Consider the following 13,269-nt stretch of genomic DNA (forward strand, 5'->3'; position numbering starts at 1 on the left):
CGGGGGATCCGTCCACGCCTTCGGCACCCGCAACCGCGGAGCCACCGCTCAGGCTTTCACAAGAAGTTGCACCACGAAAAGGAGACACCGTGCGTTCGGTGATGAAGATTGCGGCCGTCACGGCCGTTGCAGCGATGGCGCTTGCCGGCTGCGGTAGCAAACCTGCAGACAACAACTCCACCAGCGGCGGCGCCAAGGGGTCGGCGGCGGCCACTGGCAAGGCGACGGGCAACAAGCTCAGCGCCTGCATGGTGCTGGACACCGGTGGTGTGGACGACAAGTCGTTCAACGAGAACTCCTGGGCAGGCATGCAGGCCGCGGCCAAGGCCAACCCGAACATCAAGGTCAAGTACGTCCCGTCCAACTCGGGCAGCGACTACACCCCCAACCTCACCAAGTACGCCCAGGGCGGCTGTGACTCCGTCATCGCGGTCGGCGGACTGATGGGCGACGCGCTCAAGAAGGCCGCCAAGCAGTTCCCTAAGACGCACTTCGCCGAGATCGACAACGGCAACCAGAACGCCAAGAACATCTACGGCATCGAGTACAACACCGCTCAGGCCGGCTTCCTCGCCGGTTACCTGGCCGCGGGTATGACGAAGAGCGGCACCGTCGGCACCTGGGGCGGCCTGTCCATCCCGCCGGTGACGATCTACATGGACGGCTACTGGGAGGGCGTCCAGTACTTCAACAAGACCAAGAAGAAGAGCGTCAAGGTGCTCGGCTGGAACGAGAAGAACCAGAAGAGCGGCACCTTCTCCGGTTCGTTCACCGATCAGAACAAGGGCAAGTCGATCACGCAGGCGATGGTCAGCCAGGGCGCCGACATCGTCTTCCCGGTTGCCGGTGCTTCCGGCCTGGGCGCCGGTGCCGCAGCACAGGCATCGGGCGGCAAGCTCAACCTGATCTGGGTCGACACCGACGGCTGCCAGAGTGCCGCCAACTATTGCAAGTACTTCATCTCCAGCGCCACCAAGAACCTCTCCGGTGGTGTCGAGACCTACTTGAAGAAGGCTGCCGACGGCACCTTCCCGACCGGCAACTACGTCGGCACGCTGAAGGACAACGGTGTCGGCCTCTCGCCCTACCACCAGTTCGAGTCCAAGGTGCCGGGTGACCTCAAGAAGGAGATCACCCAGGTCAAGGCCGACATCATCGCCGGCAAGATCAAGATCACCTCGCCGAGCCAGCCGAAGTAACAAGCGCCGAACGGGGTGGGTGGCTCGCCGAGCCACCCACCCCGCCGCCGTGTCGTGACGTATGCCGATGCGCGGTCTTCGGCCCGTGCCAGCACTTACAGTTGCTGCCACGGCGGAGTGAAAGTCAGATTTAGGAGTCCCTGCGTGAAGCTCGAACTGCGTGGCATCACCAAGATGTTCGGCTCGTTCACGGCCAACGACCACATCGATCTGGTGGTCGAGCCCGGCCAGATCCACGCCCTCCTCGGCGAGAACGGCGCCGGCAAGTCGACGTTGATGAACGTGCTCTACGGGTTGTACGAACCCACCGAGGGCGAGATCGTCGTCGACGGTGAGGCGCAGAAGTTCAACGGTCCCGGTGATGCGATGCGTGCCGGGATCGGCATGGTGCACCAGCACTTCATGTTGGTGCCGGTGCTCAGCGTCGCCGAGAACGTCATGCTGGGCGACGAATACACCCGGTCCGCAGGCATGTTGGACCAGAAGAAGGCGCGCGACGTCGTCAGCCGCCTGTCGAAGGACTACCACCTCGAGGTCAACCCCGACGTCCTCGTCGAGGACCTGCCGGTGGGCATCCAGCAGCGGGTGGAGATCCTCAAGGCGCTCGCACGCCACGCGAAGGTGCTGATCCTCGACGAGCCGACCGCTGTGCTGACGCCGCAGGAGACCGATCACCTGATGGACGTGATGCGCTCGCTGAAGGCGGACGGCACGTCGATCGTCTTCATCAGCCACAAGCTGCGTGAGGTCCGCGCGATCGCCGACACCATCACGGTCATCCGCCGTGGCAAGGTCGTCGGACAGGCCGAGCCCACCGCGAGCCCTGCCGAGCTGGCCGCGATGATGGTCGGCCGGCCGGTGCAGTTGAAGGTCGACAAGGAGCCTGCCGATGCAGGTGAGGTGGTGCTGGGCATCGATGGCCTCAGCGTGACCGCGCCGACCGGGCAGGTCCTCGTCGACGACGTCTCGCTCGACGTCCGCGGCGGGGAGATCTATGCGATCGCCGGCGTGCAGGGCAACGGCCAGTCCGAGCTGACCGAGGCCATCGTCGGCCTCATCGAGCCCAGCGCCGGGCGGATAACGCTGGAAGGCGCCGACGTCACCGACGAGACGACCGACAAGATCCTCGGCCGCGGCGTCGGCTACGTCCCCGAGGACCGGATGCACGACGGTCTGGTCGGCGGCTTCAGTATCGCCGAGAACCTCGTGCTCGACACGTATGACGAAGCGCCGTTCGGCAACGCGATCTCGCTGAACCTCAGCGCCATCTCCCGCAACGCTTCCGAGCGCATCGACGAGTTCGACGTGCGCACGCAGAGCGCGGAATCGGCGGCCTCGACCCTGTCCGGCGGCAACCAGCAGAAGGTGGTGCTGGCGCGGGAGATGAGCCGGCCGCTGCGCCTGCTGGTGGTCTCCCAGCCGACCCGTGGTGTCGACGTCGGATCGCAGGAGTTCGTGCACAAACGCATCGTCGAGGAGCGCGACCGCGGCACCGCCGTGCTGCTGGTCAGCACCGAGCTCGACGAGGTCATCGCCCTCGCCGACCGGGTGGGTGTGATGTATGGCGGGAAGATCATCGGCGAGTTGCCGCCGACAGCGACAGCGGAGGAGTTCGGCCTGTTGATGGCCGGCCAGATCTCCGACACGAAGGAGAGCGCATGAGCCCCGAAGGCCCGGACCTCGGGAAGAAGAAGGACCCGGGGGAGGAGCCCGCGGCAGAGGGCGACACCAAGCTCGCGCAGGCCGAGTCCGGCGACGACAGGACCCGCGAGACGATCAGCCAGATTCTGCGCAGTGACCACCCCGCGGTGGTCACGGTGCTCGCGGTCATCTGCGCGATGATCGTCGGCGCGATCCTCATCGTGGTGTCCGACGACGCGACCCGCAGCGCGGCGAAATACTTCACCGCAGCACCGGGCGACACTCTCACCACGGGCTGGGACGCGGTCAAGAACGCCTACGTGGCGCTCTTCGAGGGCGCGATCTACAACCCGAACGGCGGACAACTGCTCTCGCCGATCTCGGAGACACTGGTCTACGCGACACCGCTGATCCTGGCCGGCCTGTCGGTCACCCTGGCGTTCCGCGCCGGGTTGTTCAACATCGGCGCCCAGGGTCAGATCCTGATGTCGGCAGCACTCGCCGGCTACATCGGTTTCGCGTGGGACCTGCCGGCCGGCATCCATATCATCGTGGCGATCATCGGCGGCATCATCGGTGGCGCGATCTGGGCGGCGCTCGCCGGCGCCTTGAAGGCCAAGACCGGCGCCCACGAGGTGATCACGACGATCATGCTCAACTACGTCGCGGTCTTCTTCATCAACTGGCTGCTCACCCAGACGTGGTTCCAGGCTCCGCCATACCAGCAGGCGGTGTCCCGCCCCGTCGACGGCAACGCGCAGTTCTGGCACTTGTTCGGTTCCGGCCTGCGGGTGAACTTCTCCTTCGTCCTCGCGATCGCCGCCACGGTGTTCGTGTGGTGGCTGCTGAAGTACGGCACGTTCGGCTTCCGGATCCGCGCGGTCGGCTCCAACCAGGACGCCGCCCGCACCGCCGGGATGAGCGTCGCGGCGACATACATCGGTGTGATGGTGATCGTCGGTGCGCTGTGTGGCCTCGCCGGCGCGTCGCAGGTCCTCGGCGAGGCGAACAACTACCACATCACCGCCAGCGTCGACGGCGGCGTCGGGTTCACCGCGATCACCGTCGCCCTGCTGGGCCGCGGCACCTCGTGGGGCACCTTCGCGGCCGGTCTCCTCTTCGGTGCATTGACCGCCGGCAGTGGGCAGCTACAGGCGTCGACGCCCACCCCACCGGACCTGGTGCAGGTCCTGCAGGCCCTCGTCGTGATCTTCATCGCGGCGCCCGGCCTGATCCGGTTGATCTTCCGGCTCCGGCGTAGCAAATCGGCCGGGTCGGCGGTCCTGGCGAAGGGATGGAACGGATGAGCCCCGAGCTGAACAACGACTCCACCGACGTCGTCGACTCCTCGGTCGCAACCGTCGAGGTCGCACCGGGGAAGGTCGTCGAGCAGCACGTCGTCGAGCTGAAGCAGACGACCGCCCGGCGGGTCGGCACCGGCGCGGCGATCATCCTGGTCGGTCTGATCACGGCGCTCGTGCTCGGTATGTCGGCCGGTTCCCAGTCGGCCAGCTTCGACCTGAACGGTTCCGACCCCGGCATCACGGTGCCGAAGTTCTCACTGCCCGGCGTCGGCCTGATCGTCGCCTGCGGCATCGTGATCATCCTGCTGGGCGTCGCGCAGATCGTGCGTGGCTTCAGCAAGAGCACGCTGCGCTGGGTCGGCATCGCCACCGGGCTGCTCTTCCTGGTGGCCTTCCTCACCTGGGCGGGCACCGAGGGCAAGCAGGCGGTGCAGATCGGCTCGCTGCTGCAGCAGACGCTCTTCCTGGCCACACCGCTGATCCTGGGTTCGATGGCCGGCCTGATGTGCGAGAAGACCGGCGTCATCAACGTCGCGATCGAGGGGCAGATGCTCTTCGGCGCCTTCGCGGGCGCCCTGTTCGGCACGATCGCAGGCAGCTACTTCGGCCTGATCGCAGCAGTCGTCGTCGGTTGCCTCGCGGGCTCCCTGCTCGCGGTCTTCGCGATCAAGTTCACCGTCAACCAGGTCATCCTCGGCGTCGTCATCAACGCGTTCGCGTTGGGTCTGACCGGTTATCTGTATGACGCGATGATGGCCAACGACGCCACCAGCACCAACCAGCCGGACGTGTTCAGTCCGATCAAGATCCCGGTGCTCGGCGACATCCCGGTGGTTGGCTCGTTGCTGTTCAACCAGACGATCATCACCTACCTGATGTACCTCATCGTGATCGTCATCGACGTGATGCTGCTGCGTTCCCGCTGGGGCCTGCGGACCCGCGCGGTGGGCGAGCACCCGAAGGCGGCGGACACCGTCGGCATCAACGTGCTGCGGCTGCGCTATCGCAACGTCATCATCGGTGGCGGCATCGCCGGCCTGGCCGGCGCCGCGCTGACCATCGGGTCGGTCGGGCAGTTCAACAAGAACATGACGTCCGGGCAGGGCTTCATCGCGCTGGCCGCGCTCATCTTCGGCCGTTGGACGCCGCGGGGCGCGTTGGGTGCGGCACTGTTCTTCGGTTTCGCGAGTGCACTGCAGACCGCGTTGTCGCTGCTGGCGACGCCGGTCAAGATCGACTCCAACCTGCTGCAGATGCTGCCCTACTTGGCGACGATCTTCGCGGTCGCCGGGCTGGTCGGCCGGGTGCGCGCACCTGCTGCGGACGGCGAGCCGTATGTCAAGGGTGACTGACGTGGAGCCTGACTGGGAAGCCCTCACCGCCGAGGCGGTGGAGGCGACCCGTCACGCGTACGTGCCCTACAGCCACTTCCCGGTCGGCGTCGCGGGCCTGGTCGACGACGGCAGGGTGGTGTCCGGCTGCAACGTCGAGAACGCCGCGTATGGCGTCACCCTCTGCGCCGAGTGCGGCCTGGTGAGTGACCTGGTCCGCAGCGGCGGAGGACGGCTGGTGGCCGTGTCGTGCGTCAACGGCCTCGGCGAGCCGCTGATGCCGTGCGGCCGCTGCCGGCAATTGCTGTGGGAGCACGGCGGCGCGGAGTGCCTGCTGCTGACCCCGCAGGGCGTGCTGCCGATGACCGAGGTATTGCCACAGGCGTTCGGCCCGCAGGACCTGCAGCACGTGGCCGAGTCCGCGCAGGGGTCGGCCGGCGAATCGGTCGACCGGTCAGCCGACGCTGCTGGGCAGTGAGGCGCCCTTGCCACCGGCGAGGCAGTTGGTGGTGACCTTGGTCAGCTTGCCGGCGTCCAGCGGGTTGAGCTTGCCCACCTTGCCGTTCTTCAGTGCCCGCAGGGTGGAGTCCGAGAACTGCGTGTAGCCCTTGTCGGCGACGCAGCCGGCGACATCGTTGACCAGTGAGCGCGGCACGCCCTTGCCGACGAAGTAGTCCGTCATACCGGCGGCGACCTGCGCCTTGCTGGGCTTGCCTTCCTCACCTGCGGACGTGCCACCGGTGGCGGAGGAGTCGCCGGAGCCGGGCACCTTGCTCGAGGACGACGCTGCGGGCGTGGAGCTGTCCACCTTGTCGGGCTTGCTCGAGCTCGAACTGCAGGCGGCCAGGCTGAGCGGCAAGGCGAGCAGCACGGCCGCGGCGGCGGCCCGCTGGGTGGGAAGCGAACGCATGGTGTCCTCTCCGGAGGGTCGAATGTTTGGACTGGGACGCAGCAACGCCCCGGTCGGTTGCACACCGACCGGGGCGTTCTGCGCAGCTGCCCGAAGGCTCAGCCGACGCTCTTGAAGTCGTCGGCCAGCTTGGTCTGGCAGGTCTTGCTGGCCTTGTCCATCGTGTCCTTGTCCTCGGACTTGACCTTGGTGTCCTTGGTGACGTTGCCGTCCTTGAGCTTGTTGAGCGTGTCCGCACTGACATCGTCATACGACTCGTCGACGATGCAATCGGCCATCTTCTTGTAGAGCGAGTCCGGGACCTTCGCGCCGGACGCGCCCATGTTCTTCTTCACGGCCTTGATGTAACCGGCCTTGACGTCGGCCTTGGCCGGCTTGCTGTCGCTGCCGCAGGCACCCAGCGCCATCGGCATGGAGATGAGCAGCGCCGCAGCGGCGGTACGGGTAGCAATCTTCATGGTGTTCCTCCCTGTGGGGTCGAGGTGTGGATTCGTCGTCACCGGAGCACTGACGCGCCGGCGGGGTGGACGGTTCCCTGAATTTCCACACCGGGCAACAGGACACTTTGCCGCATCTGCGGGTCGCCGCGCACATCGGTCCGGGCACTGGGAGAATCGGACACCATGAGCCACACCCCACAAAGTTCTCCGCTCGTTCCTCGCTCCGATACTTCGTGGGGGCCCCGAAAGAACGAGCCATTCGACGCCGTCGACGTCATAGCGACCAAGAGGGACAAGCGGACCCTCGACAAAGCGGCGATCGACTGGGTGATCGACGCCTACACCCGGGGTGTCGTCGCGGACGAGCAGATGTCCGCGCTCGCCATGGCGATCTTCCTCAACGGGATGAGCCGCGAGGAGATCGCGCACTGGACTGCCGCGATGATCGCCTCGGGGGAGCGGCTCGACTTCGGCTCGCTGTCCCGGCCGACCTCCGACAAGCACTCCACCGGCGGCGTCGGCGACAAGATCACGCTGCCGCTCGCTCCGCTCGTCGCCGTGTATGGCGTGGCGGTGCCGCAGCTGTCCGGTCGTGGCCTCGGGCACACCGGCGGCACCCTGGACAAGCTGGAGTCGATCCCGGGCTGGCAGGCGTCGCTGTCGAACGACGCGATGTTGCGTCAGCTGGACGAGATCGGTGCGGTGATCTGCGCGGCGGGAGCCGGCCTGGCGCCCGCCGACAAGAAGCTCTACGCGCTGCGTGACGTGACCAGCACGGTCGAGGCAATACCGCTGATCGCCAGCTCGATCATGAGCAAGAAGATCGCCGAGGGGACCGGTTCGCTCGTGCTGGACGTCAAGGTGGGCAGCGGCGCGTTCATGAAGAGCGTCGAGCAGGCGCGCGAACTCGCCCGCACCATGGTCGATCTCGGCACGGACGCCGGAGTGCAGACCGTCGCTTTGCTCACCGACATGTCGACGCCGCTCGGCCTGACGGCCGGCAACGCGCTGGAGGTGCAGGAGTCGGTTGACGTGCTGGCCGGTGGCGGACCGGCCGACGTGGTCGAGCTGACCATCGCGCTCGCACGCGAAATGCTCACTGCCGCGGGCAAGTCCGACGTCGACCCGGCCGAGGCGTTACGTGACGGCCGGGCGATGGACGTATGGCGCAAGATGATCTCCGCGCAGGGTGGTGACCCGGGTGCGACGCTCCCGGTTGCGACCGATACCGAGGTCATCGCGGCCGACAGCAGCGGCGTGCTGCAACGGCTGGACGCGCTCGCGGTGGGTGTCGCCGCGTGGCGGTTGGGCGCCGGCCGGGCCCGTAAGGAGGACCCGGTGCAGCCCGGGGCCGGTGTCGTCATACACGCCAAGCCGGGGGACCGAGTCACCGCCGGGCAGCCGCTGCTCACCCTGCACACCGACACACCCGACCGGTTCTCTCGGGCGAGCGAGGCGTTGCAGGGAGCGTGGTCGATCGGCGAATCCGCGCTGGACACAACTCCTTTGGTGATCGATCGGATCGCGTAGCAAGGTGGCCGAGTAGCGGGGAGCGCAGCAGAGAAGCGTATCGAGGTCCCGCACACCACCTGCGTATGCACTCACTAGAGTGTCGGAATGGTTGATCATTACGTAGATCCGGTGCGGATCCCGGTGCCCGGCGGCAAGATCATCGACGAGCACATCGGCGCCGCGAGCACTGGTGAGTCGAAGTTGAGCGTTGCGCACATGCGGGCGCCCGCCGAGTGGTCGGAGCCTTTCCAGACGCCCGAGTTCGACGAGTTCACGATCGTGCTGAGCGGCACCGTGATCGTGGAGCACGGCGACGGGGAGACCACCGAGGTGACCGCCGGCCAGTCGGTGAAAACCACTGCCGGAGAACGCATTCGATACTCCACCGGACCGGACGGCGCCGACTACATCGCGGTCTGCCTGCCGGCGTTCACCCCCGAGACGGTCAACCGCGATGAGTGACAGCCAGATCCGCCCCGAGATCCGGGCGCTGCCCAAGGCCCTGTTGCACGACCACCTCGACGGTGGCCTGCGACCGGCGACCATCGTGGAGCTCGCGCAGGAGAGCGGGTATGACGCGCTTCCCGCGGATGACGCCGAGTCGCTCGGCCGGTGGTTCCGGGAGGCCGCGGACTCCGGCTCGCTCGAGCGCTACCTGGAGACGTTCGAGCACTCGGTCGCGGTGATGCAGACCGCGGACCAGCTGCGGCGGGTCGCCTCCGAGTGCGCGCAGGACCTGGCCGCCGACGGTGTCGTCTACGCCGAGGTGCGTTACGCACCGGAGCAACACCTCGAGGGCGGGCTGACCCTCGAGGAGGTCGTCGAGGCCGTCAACGCAGGGTTCCGTGAGGGCGAGCAGGTCAGTGGCGACCGCATCGTCGTGCGCGCCCTGCTGACCGCGATGCGGCATGCCGCGAAGTCGACCGAGATCGCCCAGCTCGCGGTCCGTTACCGCGGCGAGGGGGTCGCCGGATTCGACATCGCCGGCGCCGAGGCGGGCTTCCCGCCCACGCGGCACCTCGACGCGTTCGAATACCTGCAGCGCGAGAACGCCCACTTCACCATCCACGCCGGAGAGGCCTTCGGTCTGCCGAGCATCTGGGAGGCGATCCAGTGGTGCGGCGCGGAACGGCTCGGCCACGGTGTGCGGATCGTCGACGACATCGGTGAGTTCGGGAAGCCGGACGAGAAGCTCGGCCTGCTTGCGGCATACGTGCGCGATCGCCGGATCCCGCTGGAGATGTGCCCGTCGTCCAATCTGCAGACGGGAGCGGCGGAATCGATCGCCGACCACCCGATCACCCGCCTGAAGGACCTGCGCTTCCGAGTGACGGTCAACACCGACAACAGGCTGATGAGCGGCACCTCGATGTCGCGCGAGATGCAGCTGCTGGTCGACGAGGCGGGCTGGACCGTCGACGACCTGCGCTGGGTCACGATCAACGCGATGAAGTCGGCGTTCCTGCCCTTCGACGAGCGCCTGGCGATCATCGACGACATCATCAAGCCGGGATATTGACCCCACGAAGTTCTCCGCTCCTTGCACCCACGAAGTTTCTCCCCCGCTTCGCTCCTCCGAATACTTCGCGAGGACCCCGCAACGTCGCTCCGATACTTCGCGGGGCCCCGATCGAGGATCAGTCGTGCCAAAAGGATTGGCGCAGTGGATCCGGGGGCAGGAGCCGCGAGCGGGTGGCCTGCTCACGTCGCAGCCGGTCCGCCTCGCGATCACTGCGTGCGGTGAGCACTGCCGACAGCACGTCCTCGGGATGCGTGTGCGCCGGCGGTGGCGGCGACACCAGCGGCATCAGTTGCTGCATCAGGTTGTCGGTCAAAGCGCTGCGCGCCGCCGGTGTCAACGATGTGCGGCGGATCAGGAACTGCCGGATGGCCAGCGCCAGCCCGTCGGGCAGCGGCGCCAGGTCGGCCCCGACGACCCAGGCCCGCAGGTATGGCGGTGGCGGTGGCGGCGGGCTGAGCTTCAGACCGGTCTGCTCGCGGACGACGTAGGTCCCGGCGGCGAAGTCACCCAGCCGCTTGCCACGAGAGTTGCTCACCGAGGCGATGACCGCCGGGACGGCACTGAGCAGCGGCAGCTCGATCACACCGACCAGGCCACGCACGAAGGCGTGTCGGAAGACGATCGGTCCGCCGTCGTCGCGCACCACGCGCAGCTTGACGACCAGTTTGCCGAGCGACCGGCCGCGGCTCATCGTCTCGACGGTCACCGGCACCGCGAGGAAGCACACGATCACGCTCAGCAGCATGAGCGTGCTGAACGTGGCGTCGCTGCTGCCGGCCGACCCGAACGACACGACGAAGACCAGCCCGACCAGCGACAGGATGTAGACCACCCAGTCGATCAGCGAGGCGACCATCCGGGTCGGTAACGGCGCCGACGGCACGTCGATGAGCACGGCCTCGCCGGTGATCATCAGGTCGCTGTCCGCACCGCGCAGGCGACGCGGTTGCGTGCTGACTGCGTCGGGCATACGGCGAGCATATAGTCGCTGGCGTGGACCTCGACGCGTTCGTCACGGCGCACTACCCCGAATGGGAGCAGTTGCGTGCGCTGAGTGGCCGGCGCACCCTCAGCGGTGCCGAGGCCGACGAACTGCTCGACCTCTACCAGCGGGCGGCGACGCACCTGTCGCTCGTCCGGTCGGCCGCGCCGGACCCGACGGTGGTGCAGTACCTGTCCACGGTGCTGGCCAAGGCACGGACCGCGTCGCTGCGGCGGCGCACGATGACCTGGTCGCGGCTGGGCGACTTCGCGGTGCGTGACCTGCCGGCGGTGCTCTATCGGACCCGGCGGTGGTGGATCTGCACCGCGCTGGCCAACGTGGTCGTCGCTGTGGTGCTGGGCGTCTGGGTCGCGCGCAACCCGGCGGTGCAGACGTCGTTCATCTCACCCGAGGCCGCGCAGCAACTGGTCAACCACGACTTCCGGCACTACTACTCCGAGTATGGCGGCGCCGACTTCGCGGCGCGGGTGTGGACCAACAACGCCTGGGTCGCAGCCGTCTGCATCGCGTTCGGAGTGCTGGGATTCCCGATCGTCTGGATGCTCTGGAACAACGTGCTCAATGTCGGCGTGCAGGGCGGGATCATGGTGTCCTACGGCCACGGCGGCGACTTCTTCGGGCTGATCCTGCCGCATGGGATCCTCGAACTGACAGCGGTTTTCGTCGCTGCCGGCTGTGGTCTGCGGCTCTTCTGGTCGTGGGTCGAACCCGGGGCGCGCAGCCGTGCCGACGCGATGGCGCACGAGGGCCGCTCGATCGTCGTGGTCGCCCTCGGACTGATCGGAGTGCTCCTGGTCAGTGGGGCGATCGAGGCGTTCGTGACGCCGTCGTCGCTGCCGACCTGGGCACGGATCGGCATCGGTGTGCTGGCCGAGATCGCGTTCCTGGCCTACGTTTTCGTGCTCGGCAGGCGCGCGGTCGCGGCGGGGTTCACGGGTGATCTGCGCGACGCCGATCAGAGCGCGACCCGTCCGGTCAGTGCCTGATCTCGGTCCCCTTCCGCCGACAGGACACCCGTTCATCGATAGGACACCCGAAATCGGCAGTTTGAGCCGCAATCGCCTGTCCTCTCGGTGTGTTGCCTGTCCTCTCGGCGGAGATGGCTGCTGCTAGAGCAGGCCGCGGCTCTTCAGCAGGAGGTAGTGGTCGACGAGCGCCACGGGGAGCGCGTCCGGCTCCTCGTCCAGCACCGTCACGCCGAGGCGTTCCAGCGCGATGCGCGTGTCGTTCCGCAACAGCTCGGTGCGTTCGGCCGCACTGGCGTCATACGCCTGCTCGGTGGAGTCCCGGCGGCCCGCCATCGCTCGGACACCCGGGTCGGCCACCGAGGCGATCACGACGCGATGCCGTAGCGCGATGTTCGCGACGACCGGCAGCAGGCCCTCTTGTATGGCGGCCGGTTCGAGCGGCGTGACCAGCACGAGCAACGAGCGTTGCTTCGGCAGGGCACTTCCGGCGCCGAGCAGGGTACGCCAGTTCGCTTCCACCAGAGCGGGTTCGACCGTGGCCATCGCGTTGATGACGGTGTGCAGCAGCTCGGCGCGATCGCTGACGCCGGCGACCCGGCTGCGGACCGTGCGGTCGCCGGCCAGGAAGCTGACGCGGTCGCCGGCGCGTGACGCGAGCGCGGTCAGCAGCAACGTCGCGTCCATGCCGACGTCCAGGCGAGTGCTGTCGCCGATCCGCCCGGCGGACGTGCGGGAGGTGTCGAGCACGATCACGACCCGGCGGTCACGCTCGGGTTGCCACGTGCGCACGACAGGGTGCTGGCGACGCGCGGTGGCCCGCCAATCGATGCTGCGCACGTCGTCACCGTCGACGTAGTCCCGCAGCGAGTCGAATTCGGTGCCCTGGCCACGTGTTCGGACGGCCGAGCGGCCGTCGATCTGGCGCAGCTGTGCGAGCCGGCTGGGCAGGTGCCGACGCGAGGGGAAGGCAGGCAGGGCACGGACGGCTCCGGGAACCTCGACCGACCGCTGTCGCATGGCGAGTCCGAGCGGCCCGGAGGTGCGCGTCGTGAGCCGGTCGGCCCGCCGGTCGCCGCGCCGGGTCGGGGTCAACTCGACCACGAGTCGGGTCTGCTCACCGGCTGCCAGGCGGACCGGCATACGCTCGCCGCGTGCACCGGCCGACGGCTGCCAGGCGTCCCGGACCGCGCCGCGCAGCTCGCGCGATCCGGTGTTGCGCAGGGTCAAGGTGCTGGCCGAGCTGTCGCCGAGCCGCACCGGCCGCACCGGAAGTCGTTGTGCCGCAAGAGAAGTCGTCGCGGGCGCCAAACAGAGGTCGATGCCCACCAGAGCGGCGACGACGACGAGCCACCACAACACCGTCGAGACGTCCGGGTGCACCAGGACGACGACGATGCCGAGCGCGGCGAGCAGGGCGGTCCGCCCGGTCAGCATCATGA

The 13,269-nt window shown here is 67.7% G+C and carries 13 protein-coding genes; 9 read left to right on the forward strand and 4 right to left on the reverse strand.

Going from position 1 to position 13,269, the window contains the following annotated elements:
* The first annotated feature begins 89 nt into the window (after nt 1-89).
* The 5 genes from IEX71_RS15580 to IEX71_RS15600 all read left to right on the forward strand — a co-directional run bounded on the left by IEX71_RS15580 (nt 90) and on the right by IEX71_RS15600 (nt 5,953).
* Nucleotides 90-1,199: a BMP family lipoprotein gene (locus IEX71_RS15580; RefSeq protein ID WP_229749782.1), complete on the forward strand. Its 1,110-nt coding sequence runs from the start codon at nt 90-92 to the stop codon at nt 1,197-1,199.
* Nucleotides 1,200-1,343: 144 nt separating this feature from the next.
* Nucleotides 1,344-2,861, forward strand: a complete 1,518-nt coding sequence (locus tag IEX71_RS15585; RefSeq protein WP_308420988.1) for an ABC transporter ATP-binding protein — start codon at nt 1,344-1,346, stop codon at nt 2,859-2,861.
* Nucleotides 2,858-4,147 (forward strand): ABC transporter permease, encoded by a 1,290-nt coding sequence (locus IEX71_RS15590; RefSeq protein WP_188837985.1) that lies wholly within the window; start codon nt 2,858-2,860, stop codon nt 4,145-4,147. Before IEX71_RS15585 ends, IEX71_RS15590 begins: the two co-directional genes overlap by 4 nt.
* Nucleotides 4,144-5,496 carry an ABC transporter permease gene (locus tag IEX71_RS15595; RefSeq protein WP_188837986.1) on the forward strand — a complete coding sequence of 451 codons (1,353 nt, stop codon included), beginning with the start codon at nt 4,144-4,146 and terminating at the stop codon, nt 5,494-5,496. The genes IEX71_RS15590 and IEX71_RS15595 overlap by 4 nt, the downstream gene beginning before the upstream one ends.
* Entirely contained in the window at nt 5,480-5,953 is a 474-nt protein-coding gene (locus IEX71_RS15600; protein ID WP_188837987.1) for a cytidine deaminase, read from the forward strand. Before IEX71_RS15595 ends, IEX71_RS15600 begins: the two co-directional genes overlap by 17 nt.
* On the opposite strand, the gene IEX71_RS15605 is transcribed toward IEX71_RS15600, so the two are convergent.
* Nucleotides 5,930-6,385: a hypothetical protein gene (locus IEX71_RS15605; protein ID WP_188837988.1), complete on the reverse strand. Its 456-nt coding sequence runs from the start codon at nt 6,383-6,385 to the stop codon at nt 5,930-5,932. The two genes, IEX71_RS15600 and IEX71_RS15605, sit on opposite strands and share 24 nt — an antisense overlap.
* A gap of 98 nt (nt 6,386-6,483) precedes the next feature.
* Nucleotides 6,484-6,843: a hypothetical protein gene (locus IEX71_RS15610; RefSeq protein ID WP_188837989.1), complete on the reverse strand. Its 360-nt coding sequence runs from the start codon at nt 6,841-6,843 to the stop codon at nt 6,484-6,486.
* A gap of 165 nt (nt 6,844-7,008) precedes the next feature.
* On the opposite strand from IEX71_RS15610, the gene IEX71_RS15615 reads away from it, so the two are divergent.
* The 3 genes from IEX71_RS15615 (at nt 7,009) to IEX71_RS15625 (ending at nt 9,856) form a co-directional block, all read left to right on the forward strand.
* On the forward strand, nt 7,009-8,355 hold the full coding sequence (locus IEX71_RS15615; protein WP_188837990.1) for a thymidine phosphorylase: 1,347 nt from the start codon (nt 7,009-7,011) through the stop codon (nt 8,353-8,355).
* Between the two features lie 87 nt (nt 8,356-8,442).
* Nucleotides 8,443-8,799 (forward strand): cupin domain-containing protein, encoded by a 357-nt coding sequence (locus IEX71_RS15620; protein WP_188837991.1) that lies wholly within the window; start codon nt 8,443-8,445, stop codon nt 8,797-8,799.
* A complete protein-coding gene (locus IEX71_RS15625) occupies nt 8,792-9,856 on the forward strand; it encodes an adenosine deaminase (RefSeq protein WP_188837992.1) in 1,065 nt (354 codons plus the stop codon). The genes IEX71_RS15620 and IEX71_RS15625 overlap by 8 nt, the downstream gene beginning before the upstream one ends.
* 118 nt (nt 9,857-9,974) lie before the next feature.
* On the opposite strand, the gene IEX71_RS15630 is transcribed toward IEX71_RS15625, so the two are convergent.
* The gene (locus tag IEX71_RS15630; RefSeq protein WP_188837993.1) at nt 9,975-10,829 is read right to left on the reverse strand and encodes an RDD family protein; all 855 of its coding nucleotides are present in this window, start codon (nt 10,827-10,829) and stop codon (nt 9,975-9,977) included.
* A 23-nt stretch (nt 10,830-10,852) separates the two neighbouring features.
* Between IEX71_RS15630 and IEX71_RS15635 the strand changes: the two genes are divergently transcribed.
* Entirely contained in the window at nt 10,853-11,848 is a 996-nt protein-coding gene (locus IEX71_RS15635) for a stage II sporulation protein M (RefSeq protein WP_188837994.1), read from the forward strand.
* A gap of 123 nt (nt 11,849-11,971) precedes the next feature.
* On the opposite strand, the gene IEX71_RS15640 is transcribed toward IEX71_RS15635, so the two are convergent.
* Nucleotides 11,972-13,267 (reverse strand): DUF58 domain-containing protein, encoded by a 1,296-nt coding sequence (locus tag IEX71_RS15640; protein WP_188837995.1) that lies wholly within the window; start codon nt 13,265-13,267, stop codon nt 11,972-11,974.
* Nucleotides 13,268-13,269: the final 2 nt, after the last annotated feature.

Origin of the sequence: Flexivirga endophytica (assembly GCF_014640635.1) — a bacterium.
GTDB classification, from domain to species: domain Bacteria; phylum Actinomycetota; class Actinomycetes; order Actinomycetales; family Dermatophilaceae; genus Flexivirga; species Flexivirga endophytica.